Genomic DNA, 18,086 nt, shown 5'->3' on the forward strand with positions numbered 1-18,086 from the left:
GGGGCCCTCCAACTGAGGGAGCCTCGTAGAGTACGGCCGTGTCCGAGACTCCCAGCGCCAGTGATTCCTCTTCCGGAAGCAGTGATTTGGCCACCGGCGAGGTCACCGAGCTGCTCCAACAACTGATCCGAAACGGCTGCGTCAACGACGGTGGAGAGGCCTCTGGGCACGAGACCCGGTCGTCCGACGTGCTGCGCAGCTACCTCGAAGGAACCGGCCTGGACCTCGAAGCCTACGAGCCCCGCCCCGGCCGGTCCTCGCTCGTCGCCCGCATCGAGGGCACCGACCCACAAGCACCATCCCTGATGCTGATGGGCCACACCGACGTCGTCCCGGTCACCGAGGAACGCTGGCGGCGGGACCCCTTCGGCGGGGAGCTGGTCGACGGCGAGGTTTGGGGTCGGGGCGCAGTCGACATGCTCGACCTCACGTCGTCGATGGCAGTGGCCTTCTCCCGCCTGGCCCGCTCCGGTTGGCGGCCGCGGGGAACGCTGATCTATCTCGCAGTCGCCGACGAAGAAGCCCTTGGCGCCTGGGGCGCCGACTGGCTCTGCACCCACCAGCTCGACGCGGTCCGCTCCGACTACGTCGTCACCGAACCCGGAGGGACCCGCATCGCCGGCCGGGACGGCTGGCGTCTCCCCGTGGTCACCGGCGAGAAGGGGACCTACTGGGTCCGCCTCCGGGTTGCAGGCACCCCCGGGCACGGCAGCCAGCCATGGCACACCGACAACGCCCTCGTCACGGCCGCGCAGGTCGTCTCACGCATCGCCAGCTACCAGCCCGCCACCCAGATCCACGACGCTTGGCGCCGCTTCGTCGACGGCGCCGACTGGGACCCCGACGTCAAGGCTGCGCTCGTCGACCCGGCGCGGCTGGAGGCGGCGCTCGGCCAGCTCCCCCTCGGCACCGCCCGCATGGTCCACGCCTGCACCCACACCACCTTCTCACCCAACGTGGTGCAGGGCGGGAAGAAGACCAACGTGATCCCCGACGAAGTGGTCCTCGACGTCGACATCCGGACTCTTCCCGGACAGCAGGGCACGGACATCCAGGCCATGCTCGACGAGGCCCTCGGCGACCTGCGACCGCGCGTCACCGTCGAGCTGGTGGCAGACGACCCATCCACTGCGTCGCCGCTCGACACGCCGCTTTGGGACAGCCTGGCACGGGTCACCGCTGGGCTGGTTCCGGGCAGCGCCCTGATCCCGACCATGACCGCCGGCGCCACCGACGCCCGGTTTTTCCGGCGCATCGGCGCCACGTCCTACGGTTTCGGGCTGCTCAGCGAGAAGATCGGATTCGAGCAGTACATGGGCATGTTCCACGGCGACGATGAGCGGGTCGACGTCGAGTCGCTGCGGCTCTGCGCCGATCTCTACGAAGCGCTGGCCCGGGACCTGCTGTCGTGAGTGGCGGGATCCGTGCGGTCCTGTGGGATTTCGGCGGGGTCATCACAACCAGCCCCTTCGAACGCTTCGCCCGCTACGAGGACGCCAACGGCCTGCCGCTCGGCTTCCTCCGAGGCCTCAACTCGCTCAACCCTGACACCAACGCGTGGTCGCAGTTGGAGCGGGGCGCCATAGACGTCGACACGTTCGTGGATCTCTACGAACGGGAGGCCGAGACGGCCGGCGGCAAGATCGACGCTCGAGCGGTGCTCGACGTCGTCGCCGGCGAGATCCGCCCGGCCATGGTCGAGGCGGTCCGCCGATGCCACGACCGGATGAAGACAGCCCTCCTGACCAACAACTTCAGCGTCGGCGGGGCCGCCGTCGACTACGGAGACACCCTCGATCACTTCGACCTGGTACTCGAGTCCTCCCGAGCCGGTGTGCGCAAGCCGGATCCCCGCTTCTACGAGATGGCCTGCGCGGAGCTGGGGATCGAGCCCGGCGACGCAGTGTTCCTCGACGATCTCGGCATCAACCTCAAGCCGGCCCGCCACATGGGCATGCGAACGATCAAAGTCGTCGATCCGCAGCAGGCGCTCGACGAGTTGGAGCAGCTCGTCGGCTTCGCCCTCCGCTGAGCCCCGGCGCGACCGTCGCGCACTCGCGCACCCGCGCTGAGCGCCCCGTCTCGCGCCCTCGCCGAACGCCCGACGCGCGCCATGGCGCGATATGGGTCTCCATCAGTACCATTTCGCGCCTGGCGCGGTTTAGCCCGACCCGACCCGCCACCGGGGGCCCGGAGCCGTGGCCCGTGACGGGCCACGGACCAACGGACGGACAGCGGACAGGCGGACGGACACGCGGACAGGCGGACGAACAGGCGGACAGGCGGACGGACACGCGGACAGGCGGACGAACAGGCGGACCAGCGGACGGGCAGGCGGACTGGCGCGCCAGCCGGCGCTACGAGACCCGGAGGGCTCGAGCGAGGAGGTCGGCCTGCTCCAGCTCGTGCATCGCGTGGCTGCCGGTGGCCGGCGAGCCCGACGCCACCCGGCTGACCTGCTCGAAGCGGTAGTCGCCGCCGAGCAGTCGGGCCAGGCGGTCGCGCACGAAGCCCCAGGCGCCCATGTTCTCCGGCTCCTCTTGCAGCCACACCACTGAGTTGGCTGCGGGGTACGAGCCGACGATCGCGGCGATGTCCTCCTCCGGCCACGGATGCAGCTGCTCGACGCGCACGACCGCGACCCCAGCCGTCGCCGAGCCGCCAGACGACCCCGACCCTCCGGCGGCCGCCTTGTCGCGGGCCACCATCGCGTCGAGCGCCACCTTGCCAGTCGCCAGGATCACCCGGGTGACCGACGAGCGGTCGGTGACTCCCGGGTCGTCGAGGACCTCGCGGAAGGAGCCGGTGGCCAGCTCGTCGACCTTGGAGTACGCCTCGCGGCCCCGCAGGTAGCGCTTGGGGGTGAACAGCACCAGCGGCTTGCGGCTGGGATGCATGACCTGCCGGCGCAGGAGGTGGAACAACTGGGCCGCGGTCGTCACGTCGGCGACTTGGAGGTTGTCCTCCGCACAGAGGTCGAGGAACCGCTCCATCCGCGCCGACGAGTGCTCCGCGCCCTGCCCTTCGTAGCCGTGGGGAAGGAGGAGAGTCAGGCCCGACGTCTGGTTCCACTTGATCTCGGCCGCGGCCAGGAACTGGTCGATGATGATCTGCGCCCCGTTGACGAAGTCACCAAACTGGGCCTCCCACGCCACCAGCCCGTCCGCCTGGACCAGCGAGTAGCCGTACTCGAAGCCGAGAGCGGCGTACTCCGACAGCAGCGAGTCGTAAATGTCGAAGCGCCCGGCCGGGACCGTCGCAGCGCCCGCCGCGGACGACGATCCTGCTGTCACCCCCGTCGACAGGTGAGCAAGGGGGATGTACTCGGCGCCGGTGCGGTAGTCGACCAAAGCGGCGTTGCGATGCCCGAAGGTGCCTCGCCGGGTGTCCTGCCCGGAGAGCCGCACGCTGTGCCCCTCGACGAGGAGCGTGCCGTAGGCCAGCGCCTCGCCGAGCGCCCAGTCGACGTCGCCGCCGGCCCACAGCTTCTGGCGGGCGTCGAAGACCTTGAGCAGCTTGGGGTGAACGGTGAACCCGTCGGGATAGGTGTGGAGGCTCTGCACCAGCCGCTCGAGCACCTCGACGTCGACGCCGGTCGGGATCCGGGCCAGCACCGGGGCCGGCTCGGGCGGCGGCGGCAGCTCGGTCGGCTTCGGGGGGGCCGATGCCCGGGTCTCGTCGAGGGCCGCCTGAAGCCGGGCGGAGAAGTCCCGCAGGGCGTCCTCTGCTTCGTCCAGGGTGATGTCGCCCCGGCGGACCAGCGCCTCGGTGTAGAGCTTGCGGACGCTGCGGTGCTGCTTGATGAGCTGGTAGAGCAGCGGCTGGGTGAGGGAAGGGTCGTCCTGCTCGTTGTGACCGAAACGGCGGTAGCAGACCATGTCGATCACGACGTCTTTGTGGAACGCCTGACGGAACGCGAACGCCAGCCGGCCGACCCGGACGCACGCCTCCGGGTCGTCGCCGTTCACGTGGAAGATCGGGGCCTGCACCATCTTGGCGACGTCGGTGGCGTAGATCGACGAGCGGGCCGACTCCGGGTTGGTGGTGAAACCCAACTGGTTGTTGATGACTAGGTGGACCGTTCCGCCGGTTTCGTAGCCCGGCAGCGCGGACATGTTGAGCGTCTCGGCGACGACGCCTTGCCCGGCGAAGGCCGCGTCGCCGTGGATCAGCAGCGGCAGCACCGGGTGGACACCGGCGTCGGCGGCACCCGATTCGGGGTCCGAGGAGGAGCTGACCGAGCCGGGCGAGCCTAGGGCGCGGTCCTGGTAGGCCCGGGCCATGCCCTCCACGACGGGGTCGACGGCCTCGAGGTGAGAAGGGTTGGAGGAGAGCACCACGTCTAGCGGCGTGCCGGACCGGCCGGTGAAGGTGCCTCGAAAACCCTTGTGGTACTTGACGTCGCCGGATCCCTGCACGGTTCCGGGGTCGATGTTGCCCTCGAACTCCTCGAACAGGTCGCCGTAGCGCTTGCCGACGATGTTGATCAAGACGTTGAGCCGCCCCCGGTGGGCCATCCCGAGCACGGCGTGCTGCTGTCCGGCGACTGCCGCGTCGTCGAGGATGGCGTCGATCAGCGGGATGGCCGACTCGCCGCCCTCGAGGCCGAAGCGCTTCTGGCCGATGTACTTGGTGTTGAGGAACTGCTCGAGGGCCTCGGCGGCGTTGAGCCGGCCGAGGATCCATCGGTGCTCCTCGGAGGCCAAGGTGGTCGAGACCCCCTCGACGTGCTCTTGGATCCATCGCTTCTGATCCGGGTCCTGGATGTGCATGTACTCGACGCCGACGGTGCGGCAGTACGCGTCGCGCAGCACGCCGAGGATGTCGCCGAGCTTGCGCCGCTCGATGGCGTCGCCGCTGCCGAGGCCGCCGGTGACGAACTCCCGGTCCAGGTCCCACACCGTGAGCCCGTAGGTCGCGGGGTCGAGCTCCGCGTGCATCTGCGGGGCCTTCCAGTCGAGCGGGTCGAGGTGGGCGATGAGATGACCCCTCACCCGGTACATGTTGATCAGGTGGTCGACACGGATCTGCTTGACCAGGTGGGTGTCGGACCCGTCGGCCAGGTCGTTGGAGTCGGTGCGCAACGCCACCGACTCGTAGGGGACGCCCATGGCCCGGAAGACGTCCTCGTAGAAGCCGTCGGCGCCGGTAAGAAGCTGGTGGATCTTCTGGAGGAACAGCCCGGACTCGGCGCCCTGGATGATCCGGTGGTCGTAGGTGGAGGTGATGCTGACGACCTTGGAGACCCCGAGCTCGGCCAGCACCCGGGGGTCGGCGGCCTGCCACTCGGCGGGATAGTCGATCGTGCCGACGCCGATGATGGCGCCCTGGCCGGGCATCAGCCGGGGCACTGACTGAACGGTCCCGATGGTGCCGGGGTTGGTGAGGCTGACGGTGGCCCCGGCGAAGTCGTCGGCGGCGATCTTGTTGGTGCGGACCTTGCGGATCAGCTCCTCGTAGGCCTGCCAGAAACCGCGGAAGTCGTAGGTGTCGGCGTCGCGGATGACCGGGACGAGAAGCATCCTGCTGCCGTCGGACTTCTGGGTGTCCACGGCGATTCCGAGCCCCACGTGCGGATGGTGGACCACGGCGGGCGCGGCCTTGGCGTCGCCGGCCGGGGCCGGGACGAACGTCGAGTTGAGCGACGGCACCGACTGCAGCGCCCGCACGACGGCGTAGCCGATCAGGTGGGTGAAGCTGACCTTGCCGGCGGTGCCCGAGCGGCTCAGCTGGTTGTTGAGGATCTTGCGGTTGACCTCCAGCAGGCGGGCGGGCACGACCCGGAAGCTGGTAGCTGTCGGTACTTCCAAGCTGGCCGCCATGTTGGCCACGATCCGGGCCGCGGCACCGCGAAGCGGGGTGCCCTCCGGCGCTGCCGCCGGCGCCGGTGCGGGCGCGCCGGCTGGGGCGCTTCCGTTGGCGGGGGCGGCGGGTGCAGGTGCAGGTGCAGGTGCAGGTGCGGCGCTGGCGGGCGCGGCGCCGTTCGCGGCAGCGGGCGCCGGCGCGGCGGTGGCCACCGCGGTGACGCTTTCCTGGTCCTCGTCGTCGTCCTCGGGCGCCGGCTGGTTCAGCGTCGGGCGGGCCAGGTTGGCGCCCCCCGGTCGGTAACCCCGGAAGAACTCCCTCCAGCTGTCGCTGACAGAGGCTGGGTCGTTCCGGTACTGCTCGTACATCTCGTCGACCAGCCAGGCATTGGGGCCGAACGCATCGCGGGGGGAGTCGTCGGGTGGCATCGCCCTCCAGAGTACGACCGCGGCCACGCTGCGGGCACGGAGGCCAGGACCCGGGCCCGTGGACGGCGTCTCACCGGGCACACTGGGGGGCATGCCTGCCCAGTTCATCTACACCATGCGGGACCTTCGAAGGTTCTACCCCCCCGACCGGGAGGTGCTGCGCGGCATCAACCTGTCGTTCTACCCCGGGGCGAAGATCGGCGTGATCGGCTCCAACGGTTCGGGCAAGTCCTCGCTGTTGAAGATCATGGCCGGCGTCGACGACGACTTCACCGGCGAGGCCCGCCTGACGCCCGGCTTCACCGTCGGCTATCTCTCGCAGGAACCGCAGCTCGACCCGGCCAAGGACGTCGCCGGCAACGTCGCCGACGGCATCGGGGAGATCAAAGCGCTGGTCGACCGGTTCAACGAGGTCTGCAACGCCATGGGCGACCCCGACGCGGACTTCGACAAGCTGCTGGCGGAGCAGGCCGCCTTGCAGGACAAGATCGACGCCGCCGGGGCGTGGGACCTCGACCGGACGCTGGAGATCGCCATGGACGCGCTGCGCCTGCCGCCCGGCGACGCTGACGTCACGACGCTGTCGGGCGGGGAACGCCGCCGGGTCGCGCTGTGCCGGTTGCTGCTGTCCAAACCGGACCTGCTGCTGCTCGACGAGCCGACCAACCACCTAGACGCCGAGTCGGTGGCCTGGCTGGAGCGCACCTTGCAGGAGTACCCGGGCGCGGTCTTGGCGGTCACCCACGACCGGTATTTCCTCGACAACGTCGCCGGTTGGATCCTCGAGCTCGACCGCGGCGCGGGCATCCCGTGGGAGGGCAACTACTCGTCCTGGCTGGAGCAGAAGCAGGAGCGCCTGGCCCGCGAGGAGCGCAGCGACAAGTCCCGCCAGCAGACCCTGGCCCGGGAGCTGGAATGGATCCGGATGTCTCCCCGGGCCCGCCAGAGCAAGGGGCAGGCTCGCATCAACTCCTACAATCAGCTCGTCGCCGAAGCCGAGGCAGCCGAAAAGCGGGCCGACAAGCTCGAGATCTCCATCCCGCCCGGCCCCCGCCTGGGGGACCAGGTCGTCGAGGCCGATCACATCGTCAAGGGATTCGGCGACCGGCTGCTCATCGACGGCCTGTCGTACCTGCTGCCGCCGGGCGGCATCGTCGGGGTGATCGGCCCCAACGGTGCGGGGAAAACGACGATGTTCCGCATGATCGTCGGGGACGAGAAGCCCGACGCCGGCTCCCTGACCGTCGGGTCGACCGTGGCGCTGGCCTACGTCGATCAATCCAGGGACCAGCTCGACGCCGCCAAGACGGTGTACGAGGAGATCACCGACGGCGTGGACCGGATAGTCGTCGGTAACCGGGAGCTGCACGGCCGGGCGTACGTGTCGTCGTTCGGGTTCAAGGGTTCGGACCAGCAGAAACTGGTCGGGACCCTCTCCGGCGGGGAGCGCAACCGAGTACAGCTGGCCAAGGTGCTCAAGAGCGGGGGCAACGTGTTGCTCCTCGACGAACCGACCAACGACCTCGACGTCGACACGCTGCGCGCCCTAGAGGACGCTTTGCTGGCGTTTCCGGGTTGCGCCGTGGTCATCAGCCACGATCGGTGGTTCCTCGACCGGATCGCCACCCACGTCCTGGCGTTCGAGGGCGACTCGGAGGTCCGCTGGTTCGAGGGCAACTTCAGCGATTACGAGGCCGACCGTCACAAGCGGCTCGGCACCGACGCGGACACCCCGCATCGCATCAAGTACAAGCCGCTGGTGCGCGATTGACGGGCTGGGATCTGGTGCTTCAGCGCCGGTGAGGGCCGGCCGATACACCGCCCATGACCGCCCAAACTACGACCTTCGCCGCGGCGGCGGTCGTCTCTCCGACACCCCGGGTCAGCCGCGCCGCTGACCGCTCCATCGATCCCGGCAACGACGCGGTGTGCGCCCGCTGCCGGGAACGGATCAAGTTCTCGGCCCGCTCCCAGGCCCGCCAGGTGATCGCCAACGTGTATCAAGACGGGCGCTGGCAGCGAGTCGAGCATTACCACGCCCTCTGCTACGCCGACGTCGGCCGGCCGTACGGGGAAGCGGTCTGAGCCGCCGGTCGGGGGACCTCCGGTAGCGTCCCCGCCAGTGCCCACGCCCCCCGGCCTTCACGTCCACACCCGCCCCCCGCTGGAGCCCTCGACGACGGCGCCGGCGCGAGTCGTGCTGGTCCACGGCGCGATGGACCGCGGCGGGAGCTTCGGGCGCGTCGCGCAACGCCTGCGCGACCTGGAGGTGGTCACCTACGACCGGCGCGGGTACGCCCGGTCGATGGGCGCCGGTCAGGGGGAGAGCTTCGACGATCAAGTCGAAGACCTCCTCGCGGTGCTCGACGGGCGCCCGGCGGTCCTCGCCGGGCACAGCTTCGGCGGAAACGTGGTGCTGGCGGCCGCCCAAGCCGTACCTGATCTGGTCCCGGCCGCAGTCGTCTTCGAGCCGCCGGCGCCATGGACCCCCAACTGGCGGTCCCGGACCCGCGACTCGGCGCCGGGTCGCAGCCCCGAGGAGGTGGCGGAGCGGTTCATGCGCCGGATGGTCGGGGACCGCATCTGGGAGATGCTGCCCAAGGCCACCCAGCTCCAGCGCAGGGCTGAGGGCGTCACGCTGCTGCGAGAGCTGGAGGCGCTCGGCGACCAGCGCCCCTACCAGCCCGAGCGCGTCACGATCCCGGTGGTGGTCGGGTGGGGCACCGCGTCGGCGCCCCACCTGATGAAGGCGGCACGGGACTTGGCCGGGGAGCTGCCCGGCGCCATCCCGTGGGAGGTGGAGGGGTCCAGCCACGGGGTGCACCTGAGCCACGCCGCGGAATTGGCGGCGATGATCCGCCTCGCGATCGAACGGGGCCGGGCCCCGGCCGGGGATACCTCCTCCGCCGATTGACCGCAGCGCGCACCGGCAGGGTAGGAAGGTGCGCAGGCCTGCCGATGTGCGCAGGTCGCATACCACCGCCGCCGGCGAGCCACCCGACCGACCCGCCCGCGACCACGACCGCACGGCCCGCGGGCCGAGAGGAGCACCGATGCGCATCGCCGTCACCGGGAGCCACGGGCTGATCGCCGGGCACCTGATTCCCGCCCTGCGAGGCGCCGGCCACGACGTGACCGCGCTGGTGCGCGGCCCGGCCGCACCCGGCGAGGTGCACTGGGACCCGGAGAGGGGCGAGCTCGACCCGGGCGACCTGGCCGGCGTCGACGGGGTCGTCCACCTGGCCGGCGCCGGGCTGCTGCGGCGCTGGACCGACGGCGGCAAGCAGCAGATCGTCGACAGCCGCGTCAAGGGCACGACCCTGCTCGCCGAGGTGCTCGCCGGTCTCGACCCCCAGCCGAAGGTGCTGGTGTCCGCGTCGGCCATCGGCTGGTACGGCGACCGGGGCGACGAGGTGCTGAGCGAAGACAGCACCCCCGGCACCGGGTTCCTGGCGGAGGTGGCGCAACGATGGGAGGCATCGACGGCCCCGGCGATCGACGCCGGCATCCGGACGGTGTTCTTGCGCACCGGGATCGTGCAGTCCACCGACGGCGGCGCCCTCAAAGCCCAAAAGCCGGTCTTCGCTCTCGGCCTCGGCGGCCGTTTGGGCTCGGGCCGGCAGTGGGTGAGCTGGATCAGCCTGGACGACGAGGTCGGCGCCATCCTGCACGCCCTCGGCGACGAGCGCCTGTCTGGTCCGGTCAACCTGACCGCTCCCAACCCGGTGACCAACGCCGGCTACACCAAGGCCCTCGGCCGGGCCCTGCACCGCCCGGCGGTGATGGTCGTGCCCGGCCCGGTGATCTCGGCGGTGATGGGCTCGGAGATGGCCCACCAGATGCTCCTCGGCGGCCAGCGGGTCCTGCCCGGCCGGCTGGAAGCCTCCGGGTACCGCTTCGCGCACCGCACCATCGACGAGGCGCTCGCCGATCTCCTGAAACGGTGAGCTCCTCGCCGCCCCGCCTACCCTGCTGCCCGTGACCACCGAGCGTCTGGGCGTCGTCCTCGTCCACCGTGACCGCCCCGACACCGTCGCCGCCACCGTCGCCGCTTTCGCCGGGCAGGACGTCGAGACCGACATCGTCGTGGTCGACAACAGCGAGGACCCCGCGGTGACCGCCACGCTGCGCCGGTTGCTGCCCGCCGACGTCACCGTGCTGCGCACCGGCGCCAACACCGGCTTCGGGCCGGGCGCCAACGTCGGCCTGCGCCACTGGCTGGCGCAGGGGCGAGGCGAGTGGGTGGCGGTCGCACCCCACGACGCGTTACCCGCGGAGGGGTGCCTGGCCCGGCTGTTGGCAGAGGCCGCCGCCCGGGCCGACGCGGGGCTGGTCTGCGCCGAGTTCGGCGACGGGTTCGACCTGGTTCCGGCGCTGGACTGGGTGATCGGCGGGTTCTACCGGCCGGCCACGCGCGGCGACGGCTGGGAGGACGTCGACTACCCCCACGGCACGCTGATGCTGGCCCGGCGGGCCGCGCTGGAGGAGATCGGCCTGTTCGACGAGCGCTACTTCGCGTACTGCGAGGAGGTCGACTTGGCCCTGCGAGCCCGCGCCGCGGGCTGGCGCGTCGGCATGGTGTGGGGAGCGGTGGTCACCAACGGCACCCTCCCCGCTCAGCTGATCGCCGACTACCTCCAGATCCGCAACACGCTGCTGCTCATCAGCACCCGCTTCGGCCGCTACCCGACGGCGGTTCGCGCCGTCCTGGCGGTCTTCTCTGCCCTCGGGCGGGCCCGGCGCGACCCTGGACGGGCCGCCTTGCACCTGCGCTTGGAGAGCCGGGCGGTCGCGGACTTCTTCCGGGGACGGTTCGGACCGCCACCCCCCGACGTGGTGGCCATGTGCGCCGGGCAGAGCAGCTGAGCCGACTGCGCATTGGCGGACCCACATCGTAGGTTTGGAGGGGTGAACCAGGCCGGCAGCTCCCGCAGCGCGGACGTCGCGATCGTCGGCGCCGGTCCCGCCGGCACCGCCGCGGCCATCAACCTGGCCCGCGCCGGCCGGTCGGTCGTGGTGGTCGACAAGGCCCGCTTCCCCCGCGACAAGTGCTGCGGCGATGGCCTGACCTCCGCCGCGCTCCGCCACCTAGACCACCTTGGTCTGGACCCCTCGGCGGTGGCGTCATGGGAACCACTCGGCGGGGTCCGGATCCGGATCCCGGCCGGGACCGAGCAGCGGTTCGCGTTCCCCGACGGCCCCGGCACCTACGCCGCGGTGGCCCGCCGCTCCGACCTGGACGCGGCGCTCGTCGACCTGGCCCGGGCGGCGGGGGCGGAGGTCGTCGAGGGGGTGGCGGTCACCGGAGCAGAGGTGGCGCCGGGAGGCCCGGTCCGCCTGACGCTCGGCGACGGCTCCACTCTGGCGTCGTGGTACGCCCTGGGCGCGGACGGGATGTGGTCGCCGCTGCGCAAGTTGCTCTCCGCGGGAGCGGCCGGCTATCTGGGCGACTGGCACGCAGTTCGGCAGTACTTCTCCCACACCGGGCCGGAGGCGCGCGAGATGTGGGTGTGGTTCGAGGAGGACCTGCTGCCCGGGTACGCCTGGTCGTTCCCGCTCCCGGGCGGCGGCGCCAACGTCGGCTTTGGCATCCACCGTCACGCCGACGTGCCGACCGGTTCGATGAAGGCGGTGTGGGCCGACCTCCTGGACCGGCCTCACGTCGCCCGGGTCCTCGGGCCCGACGCGACCCCCGACGGCCCCTGGAAGGCGTGGCCGATCCCGGCTCGGATCGGCTCGTCGCCTCTCTCGGCGGCCGGGGGGCGGGTGATCTTCGTCGGTGACGCGGCCCGCGCCGGTGACACGATGACCGGAGAGGGCATCGCCCAGGCTCTGGAGACCGCGCAGCTGGCCTCGACCGCGATCTTGACCGCAGGGGCCGGTGCCCCGTCGGTCGCCGCCCGCCGTTACCGGGCCACCGTCACCGGCGGGCTGCTGGCCGACGACCTGCTCGGCCGGGCCTTCACCCGGCTGATGAGCCACACCCGGGGCGCCAACGGCTGGCTTCCCGTCGCCATGAAGACCGAGTGGGGCCGGCGCCAGTTCGCCCCGTGGATGTTCGAGCACTTCCCGAGGGCCCTGCCGGCCACGCCGTACCGCTGGAGGCGGGGCATCCTCGAGCGGCCCGGCGCGTTCGCCGGCACAGCCGGCCCGCACCCCGCCGCCTGAACCGACGCCTCCGCCGGCCGCCCGGGACCGGTTGGCTGTGTGTCCGGATGCTGCATTACCGTCCCGTCACATGGCAGACATCGGCTTCGACGGCAAGGTAGCGATCATCACCGGCGCAGGTGGTGGCTTGGGCCGCCAGCACGCCCTCCTGCTGGCGTCGCGAGGCGCCCGAGTGGTCGTCAACGACCTCGGCGGGTCGGTCTCAGGCGACGGGTCGGACAAGGGTCCGGCCGAGACCGTCGTGGCCGAGATCAACGACGCCGGCGGCGAGGCGGTCGCTGACGGCAACAGCGTGTCGACCCCCGAGGGGGGCGAGGCGCTGGTCAACACCGCGATCGAGGCGTTCGGGCGGGTCGACATCGTGGTCAACAACGCGGGGATCCTGCGCGACAAGACCTTCCACAACATGACCCCCGAGCTGCTCGAGCCGGTCATCGACGTCCACCTGAAGGGCGCGTTCTACGTCACCAAGCCGGCGTGGCTGAAGTTCCGCGAGCAGGGCTACGGGCGGGTGGTGAACACCTCGTCCAACTCCGGCATCCTCGGCAACTTCGGGCAGAGCAACTACGGCGCGGCCAAGATGGGCCTGGTCGGGCTCACCCGGGTCCTGGCCGCCGAGGGCGCCAAGTACAACATCAAGGTCAACGCCATCGCGCCGATCGCCAAGACCCGCATGACCGAGGAGCTCCTCGGCGCCGGCGCCGACCGGTTCCAGCCGGAGCTGGTCTCCCCGGTCGTGGCGTGGCTGGCCCACGAGGACGTCCCGGTGACCGGCGAGGTGTACACCGTTGGAGCGGGCCGCGTCGCCCGGTTCTTCATCGGGATGACCGAGGGGTACTTCAACCCGAAGCTGACCGTCGAGGACGTCGTCGAGCACTGGGACCAGATCCGCGACGAGTCCGGCTACACCGTGCCGTCCGGGCCGGCCGACGAGTTCCGGGCTTTCGCCAAGTTCCTGGAGGGCTGACCGCCCGCTTCAGCGCAGCGCGGTGCGCCACCGGCGCGACCACCGGCTGCCGTCGCCGACCATCACCCACAGCTCCTCGGCCCGGCACTTGACGGGAAGATAGGGGCGCAGGGCGTCGGCGACGGCGCCGAGCTCGTCGCCGTCGCTGGCGTGTCCAATGGTCAGGTGCGGCACGACCTCGTCGAACTCGTCGTCCCACGGCGGGGTGGCGAACCGCTCCGCCAGGCGGTTGGTGAGGCTGCGGAACACCTCGGCCGGCTCGGGAGCCAGCCAGAGGACCTTCCGTCCGAACCAGCCGATGTCGGTCAGCTCGAAGTCGAACGCCTCGTCGTCGGCCACCGCGTCGGCGAGCTCGTCGAGGTCGGCGTCGGTGATCTCGTCGGGCGGCAGCCAGGGCACGATCACGGTGATGTGCGCGGGAACGCCGGCGGGCGCGACCGGGTCGTGGGTCTGGCGCCACCGGTCGACGATCGGCTCGGCGTCGGGCACCGGGACGAGGATGGCGCTCTGGCTGCGCCCGCTGCTGGTCCCCGGCGACCCGCCGCCCAGCTTCACTGGCCCGACGCGCCGAACACGTCGGCCAGCAGCGCCGGCACAGCCACCTCGACCTGGTCGTAGGTGCAGCTGCGGGCCGTCCGGTCGGGACGCCACCGACGGAACTGCGCGGTGTGGCGCAGCCGGTTGCCCTGCAGGTGCTCGAAAGCGGCCTCGACGACCAGCTCGGGGCGCAAAAGCTCGAAGCTCAGGTCCTTCTTGGCGTTCCAGCGGCTCACCGCCCCCGGCAGCCGCCGGCCGTCGGCGTCGCCCGCGTCGGCCCACCCGGCCCACGGATGACCGTCGGGGACCTCCCGGAACGGCGCCAGGTCCTCGAGGATGCTGCGCCGGCGGGCGGCGGGGAACGACCCGATGACCCCCACGTGCTGCAGCCGGTCGCCGTCGTAGAGGCCGAGCATCAGCGACCCGACCGCCTCGGGGTCCCCCTTGTACCACCGGAAGCCGCCGACGACGAAGTCCGCGGTGCGCTCGTGCTTGACCTTCAGCATCACCCGCTGATCCTCCCGGTACGGGAGGGACCCGGCTTTGGCCACGACGCCGTCGAGCCCGGCGCCCTCGAAGCGGTGGAACCAGTCCCCGGCCACCGCGGGGTCGCGGGTGACCGGGGTTACGTGGACCGGTGCCGGCACCCCGGCGAACGCGTTGCGCAGCGCCTCGCTGCGGGCCGAGAACGGCTCGGGGCGCAGGTCCCGGTCGCCGAGCGCGAGGAGGTCGAAGGCCACGAACGAGGCGGGCGTCGTCTCGGCGAGCATCCGCACCCGGGACTCGGCGGGGTGGATGCGCTGGCTGAGCGCGTCGAACTCCAGCCCGCCGGGGCCGGCGACGACGATCTCGCCGTCGACGACGCAGCGGTCCGGGAAATGGGCCTTGACGGCTTCGACGACGTCGGGAAAGTAGCGGGTAAGCGGTCGCTCGTTGCGGCTGCCGAGTACCACCTCGGCGCCGTCGCGAAAGGCGATGCAGCGGAACCCGTCCCATTTCGGTTCGTACCAGTAGTCGCCGAGGGGGAGGTCTCGGGTGAGCTTGGCCAGCATCGGCGATACCGGTGGCTCAACGGGCAGCTGCACCGCGCGGAGCATACCCGGGGGCGCCCTCCCTACCCGCGGAAGGCCCCTTCACCCTCCGGGGGGTGCGACCGAGCGCCGCCGCAGGTGCTCGGCGATGCGCAACGCCAGCGGGGCGGTTTCCAGGTCCTCGATGGGCGACGGCAGCGCCAGCGACCAGTTGGGCCACGCGGTGGTGGTGCCGGGCATGTTGGGGCGCTCCTCGACGGCAAGTGCGTCGTCGAGGGTGGCGGTGACCACCGCGCACGGCGCCTCGGCGAGCAGCCGGTAGGCCCCGTCGACGACGTCCTCGACCGGGGTGGCGTCGCCGCTTCCGGTGGCGTCGGCCAGTTTGGCGCGCATGGCCTCGGAGCCCTCCTCGTTGGGAGACAGCTCCAAGCGGCGCTGGGCGTCGAGGTCGGAGCCGCTCCACACGCCGGCCACCGTGGGCAGGTCGTGGGTGGTCACCGCGCCGAGCGCCTGGCGGGGCCAGGTGGTCGGCGGCCCCGGCTCGAACCACAACAGCCGGTAGGACAAGACGTCGCGTTCGGCCAGCTCGGCGCGGACGTGGTCCTCGACGGTGCCGAGGTCCTCGCCGACGACGAAGGCCCCGGCTCGCTGCGCCTCGAGGGCCAGGATGTTCAGCAGGTCCCAGTAGGGATAGCGCACGTAGGTGCCCTGGGCGGCGGAGCGGTCCTCGGGGATCCAGTACAGCCGGAACAGCCCCATCACGTGGTCGAAGCGCAGGCCGCCGGCGTGGCGCAGCCCGGCTCGGACCGTCTCGATGAAGGGCCGGTAGCCGGCGTCGCGAAGCTTCCAGGGGTCCCACGGCGGTAGGCCCCAGTCCTGCCCGAGGGTGTTGAACTCGTCGGGGGGCGCCCCCACCCGCATGCCGTCCGCGAAGGTGTCCTGGTACACCCAGGCGTCCGCGCCGCCCGCGTCCACGCCGATCGCCAGGTCCTGCATGAGGCCGCCCTCGGCTCCCGCGGCGGCCAGCTGGCGGTCCAGGTGCCACTGCAGCCACTGGTGGTAGCGGATCCTCCGGGGCCCCTCCCCCGACGACGAGAACGCCTGCACCGCGGCGCTGTCGGGGCGGCGCAGCTCGGCTGGCCACTCCTGCCACGGGACGCCGTGGATCTCGGCCAGCGCGCTCCAGGTGGCGTACCCCAACAAAGCGGAGCCCCGCTCGTGGCAGAACCGGTCGAAGTCCGGGTCGCCCCCGAACCGGGCGAAGACCCCCTCCAGCGCCGCCGACTTGAGGGCCCACACCCGGTCCCGGTCGATGCGACGCTCCGCGTTGAGCGCCCGCCCGGCGGCGGCCAGCTCGTCGATCCCGTCGGTCGACCCGGCCGCGATGTCCTCCACCCGCAGGTACAAGGGGTTGGCGAAGCACCGGCTGCTGGCGAAGTAGGGGCTGGGCTGCTGGTGGGTCAGCGGAGGGGCGGCGTGGAGCGGGTTGATCAGCGTGATGCCGGCACCCAGCCCGCTCGACCATCGGGCCAGGCGGCGCAGGTCGGCCAGGTCCCCGATACCCCAGCTGGCCCGGCTGCGGGTGGCGTAGAGCTGGGCCGCCCACCCCCACCGGGGGGCCCCGGCGTCGGGGCAGCGGCCGGGGCTGGCGATCAGCGGGAAGGGGGCGGCGTCGCTGTCGGGATGCAACTGGTGGTAGCCGAGCGGCAGGTCGGCGGGGAGCTGACCGTCGACGCGCACGGTCGCCCCGTCCTCGAGGGTCAGCACGCCGGGAGCGACCGGCGGCAGCTGGTGGTCGAGGCGGACAGCGAGGACCGGCACGCCGTCGTAGGGGTCCACGCCGGACTGCGCCCCCATGGCATCGAGGACCTCGCCTACAACCTCGTCGCCCGGCTCCCGCCAAGCCCCCATCGCGTCGTGGTATCCGGGTTCGACGCCCCACCGCTTCGGGTCGATCACCGGTCGGTGTCCGCCCGGGCGGCCACCGCGGCGCGCTCGGAGGGACCTAGCGTGAGGACCGTGAGGTCATCCCAGCAGCGATGACAGCGGTCGGGCAGGCTCGGCATTGGCGCTGTCGTTACCCGACGGCCGAGTGAGCGAAACGCTGCTCGGCGGGGGTCCGGCCGCGGCCGCGCCCGTCGCCCTCGGCGGGGCGGCGGTGCGGGCCGGGACAACGTCATGGGCCGACCGTAGCTTGGTGCGCGACGGCGGCTTCTACCCGAAGAAGACCATGACCGCCCGGGAGCGCCTGGCCTACTACTGCTCCCGGTTCTCGATGGCCGAGATCGCCACGACGTTCCGGTTCCCTCCGACCCCCGAGCTGTGCGCCCAGTGGGCGGAGCGTACCCCTGACGGGTTCAGCTTCGACGTGAAGGCGTGGTCGCTGCTTGTCGGGCGCCCGACGCTGCCCGACTCGCTCTACCCGGACCTGCAGGGCGCGGTGCGCGCCACCGCCAGGGACCGCCGCCGCCTGTACGCCGCCCACCTCCCAGCCGATGTGCTCGAGGAGTGTTGGGCGCGCTTCGCCCACTCGCTGGCGCCGCTACGACGAGCCGGGCGTTTGGGCGTGGTCACGCTCTCCTACCCCACCTGGTTTTCTCCGCGTCCCGAAGCGTGGGACGAGCTGTCTCGGCTCCCCCGGCGCCTGCCCGACACGGCCGTCGCCGTCGAGCTGCACAACCCCAAATGGTTCGCGGGGGACGCCTGCGACGCGACCCTGGAGTGGCTGGAGGCACGAGGCATCGGGTTCGTGTGCGTCGACGGGCCACCCGACCCGGCCGGCGAACGGCACCCGGTGGTCGCCGCGACCTCCGACACCGCCGTGGTGCGGTTCTGTGGCCGGCGGGCGGTGGAGGGTGAGCCGTGGTCGTCGCCGTACCGCTACGCGGACGAGGAGCTGGCCGGGTGGGTGCCCGCGGTCCGGGACCTGGCCACCTCCGCGCGGGAGGTCCATCTGATCCTGGACAACTGCTGGCGCAGCGACGCGGTCGACAACGCCGCGACGCTGCTGCGGTTGCTCGGACCGACCGGCTAATGGGGATCGACCACCTCGCTGGTTGAGTGAGTGAGGCTGGTCGCTGAGCCGCCAGCAGGTCAGCACTCTCTCCGGCAGAACGTCGAGTTCTAGGCCTAGATCGTGCGCCTGCTGGT

At 71.6% G+C, this 18,086-nt stretch carries 14 protein-coding genes; 10 read left to right on the forward strand and 4 right to left on the reverse strand.

Going from position 1 to position 18,086, the window contains the following annotated elements; translation table 11 throughout:
* The first annotated feature begins 38 nt into the window (after nt 1–38).
* Together K6U06_RS05475 and K6U06_RS05480 are read left to right on the forward strand one after the other, a co-directional pair.
* On the forward strand, nt 39–1,412 hold the full coding sequence (locus K6U06_RS05475; RefSeq protein WP_262320896.1) for a M20/M25/M40 family metallo-hydrolase: 1,374 nt from the start codon (nt 39–41) through the stop codon (nt 1,410–1,412).
* Nucleotides 1,409–2,032: an HAD-IA family hydrolase gene (locus tag K6U06_RS05480; protein ID WP_262320897.1), complete on the forward strand. Its 624-nt coding sequence runs from the start codon at nt 1,409–1,411 to the stop codon at nt 2,030–2,032. Before K6U06_RS05475 ends, K6U06_RS05480 begins: the two co-directional genes overlap by 4 nt.
* 325 nt (nt 2,033–2,357) lie before the next feature.
* On the opposite strand, the gene K6U06_RS05485 is transcribed toward K6U06_RS05480, so the two are convergent.
* Nucleotides 2,358–6,233: a multifunctional oxoglutarate decarboxylase/oxoglutarate dehydrogenase thiamine pyrophosphate-binding subunit/dihydrolipoyllysine-residue succinyltransferase subunit gene (locus tag K6U06_RS05485; RefSeq protein WP_262320898.1), complete on the reverse strand. Its 3,876-nt coding sequence runs from the start codon at nt 6,231–6,233 to the stop codon at nt 2,358–2,360.
* Between the two features lie 91 nt (nt 6,234–6,324).
* On the opposite strand from K6U06_RS05485, the gene ettA reads away from it, so the two are divergent.
* From ettA to K6U06_RS05520, 7 genes are all read left to right on the forward strand, one after another.
* Nucleotides 6,325–8,004: an energy-dependent translational throttle protein EttA gene (ettA, locus tag K6U06_RS05490; RefSeq protein WP_262320899.1), complete on the forward strand. Its 1,680-nt coding sequence runs from the start codon at nt 6,325–6,327 to the stop codon at nt 8,002–8,004.
* Nucleotides 8,005–8,057: 53 nt separating this feature from the next.
* Nucleotides 8,058–8,318 (forward strand): hypothetical protein, encoded by a 261-nt coding sequence (locus K6U06_RS05495; protein WP_262320900.1) that lies wholly within the window; start codon nt 8,058–8,060, stop codon nt 8,316–8,318.
* Nucleotides 8,319–8,355: 37 nt separating this feature from the next.
* Nucleotides 8,356–9,147, forward strand: a complete 792-nt coding sequence (locus K6U06_RS05500; protein WP_262320901.1) for an alpha/beta fold hydrolase — start codon at nt 8,356–8,358, stop codon at nt 9,145–9,147.
* Nucleotides 9,148–9,286: 139 nt separating this feature from the next.
* Nucleotides 9,287–10,180 carry a TIGR01777 family oxidoreductase gene (locus K6U06_RS05505; RefSeq protein WP_262320902.1) on the forward strand — a complete coding sequence of 298 codons (894 nt, stop codon included), beginning with the start codon at nt 9,287–9,289 and terminating at the stop codon, nt 10,178–10,180.
* A 31-nt stretch (nt 10,181–10,211) separates the two neighbouring features.
* The gene (locus tag K6U06_RS05510) at nt 10,212–11,099 is read left to right on the forward strand and encodes a glycosyltransferase family 2 protein (RefSeq protein WP_262320903.1); all 888 of its coding nucleotides are present in this window, start codon (nt 10,212–10,214) and stop codon (nt 11,097–11,099) included.
* Nucleotides 11,100–11,141: 42 nt separating this feature from the next.
* Nucleotides 11,142–12,401 (forward strand): NAD(P)/FAD-dependent oxidoreductase, encoded by a 1,260-nt coding sequence (locus K6U06_RS05515; protein WP_262320904.1) that lies wholly within the window; start codon nt 11,142–11,144, stop codon nt 12,399–12,401.
* A gap of 70 nt (nt 12,402–12,471) precedes the next feature.
* Entirely contained in the window at nt 12,472–13,368 is an 897-nt protein-coding gene (locus K6U06_RS05520) for an SDR family oxidoreductase (protein ID WP_262320905.1), read from the forward strand.
* A gap of 9 nt (nt 13,369–13,377) precedes the next feature.
* Here K6U06_RS05520 and K6U06_RS05525 read toward each other — a convergent pair whose 3' ends face one another.
* The 3 genes from K6U06_RS05525 to malQ are packed head-to-tail and all read right to left on the reverse strand — an operon-like array spanning nt 13,378 to nt 16,895.
* Nucleotides 13,378–13,923, reverse strand: a complete 546-nt coding sequence (locus tag K6U06_RS05525) for a 2'-5' RNA ligase family protein (protein WP_262320906.1) — start codon at nt 13,921–13,923, stop codon at nt 13,378–13,380.
* Nucleotides 13,920–14,990, reverse strand: coding sequence for an ATP-dependent DNA ligase (locus tag K6U06_RS05530; protein ID WP_262320907.1), 1,071 nt, complete (start codon nt 14,988–14,990; stop codon nt 13,920–13,922). The genes K6U06_RS05525 and K6U06_RS05530 overlap by 4 nt, the downstream gene beginning before the upstream one ends.
* 48 nt (nt 14,991–15,038) lie before the next feature.
* Entirely contained in the window at nt 15,039–16,895 is a 1,857-nt protein-coding gene (gene malQ / locus K6U06_RS05535; RefSeq protein WP_262320908.1) for a 4-alpha-glucanotransferase, read from the reverse strand.
* Between the two features lie 133 nt (nt 16,896–17,028).
* Here malQ and K6U06_RS05540 point away from each other — a divergent pair, with 133 nt between their 5' ends.
* Nucleotides 17,029–17,970 carry a DUF72 domain-containing protein gene (locus K6U06_RS05540; protein ID WP_262320909.1) on the forward strand — a complete coding sequence of 314 codons (942 nt, stop codon included), beginning with the start codon at nt 17,029–17,031 and terminating at the stop codon, nt 17,968–17,970.
* Nucleotides 17,971–18,086 lie beyond the last annotated feature (116 nt).

The organism is Acidiferrimicrobium sp. IK, assembly GCF_025499425.1.
Lineage (GTDB): Bacteria > Actinomycetota > Acidimicrobiia > Acidimicrobiales > Palsa-688 > Acidiferrimicrobium.

Excerpts from the sequence above, each read along its gene's own strand:
- K6U06_RS05485 (WP_262320898.1), bottom strand. The coding sequence starts at position 6,233 with ATGCCACCCGACGACTCCCCCCGCGATGCGTTCGGCCCCAATGCCTGG.
- K6U06_RS05505 (WP_262320902.1), top strand. The coding sequence starts at position 9,287 with ATGCGCATCGCCGTCACCGGGAGCCACGGGCTGATCGCCGGGCACCTG.
- ettA (WP_262320899.1), top strand. The coding sequence starts at position 6,325 with ATGCCTGCCCAGTTCATCTACACCATGCGGGACCTTCGAAGGTTCTAC.
- K6U06_RS05520 (WP_262320905.1), top strand. The coding sequence starts at position 12,472 with ATGGCAGACATCGGCTTCGACGGCAAGGTAGCGATCATCACCGGCGCA.
- K6U06_RS05495 (WP_262320900.1), top strand. The coding sequence starts at position 8,058 with ATGACCGCCCAAACTACGACCTTCGCCGCGGCGGCGGTCGTCTCTCCG.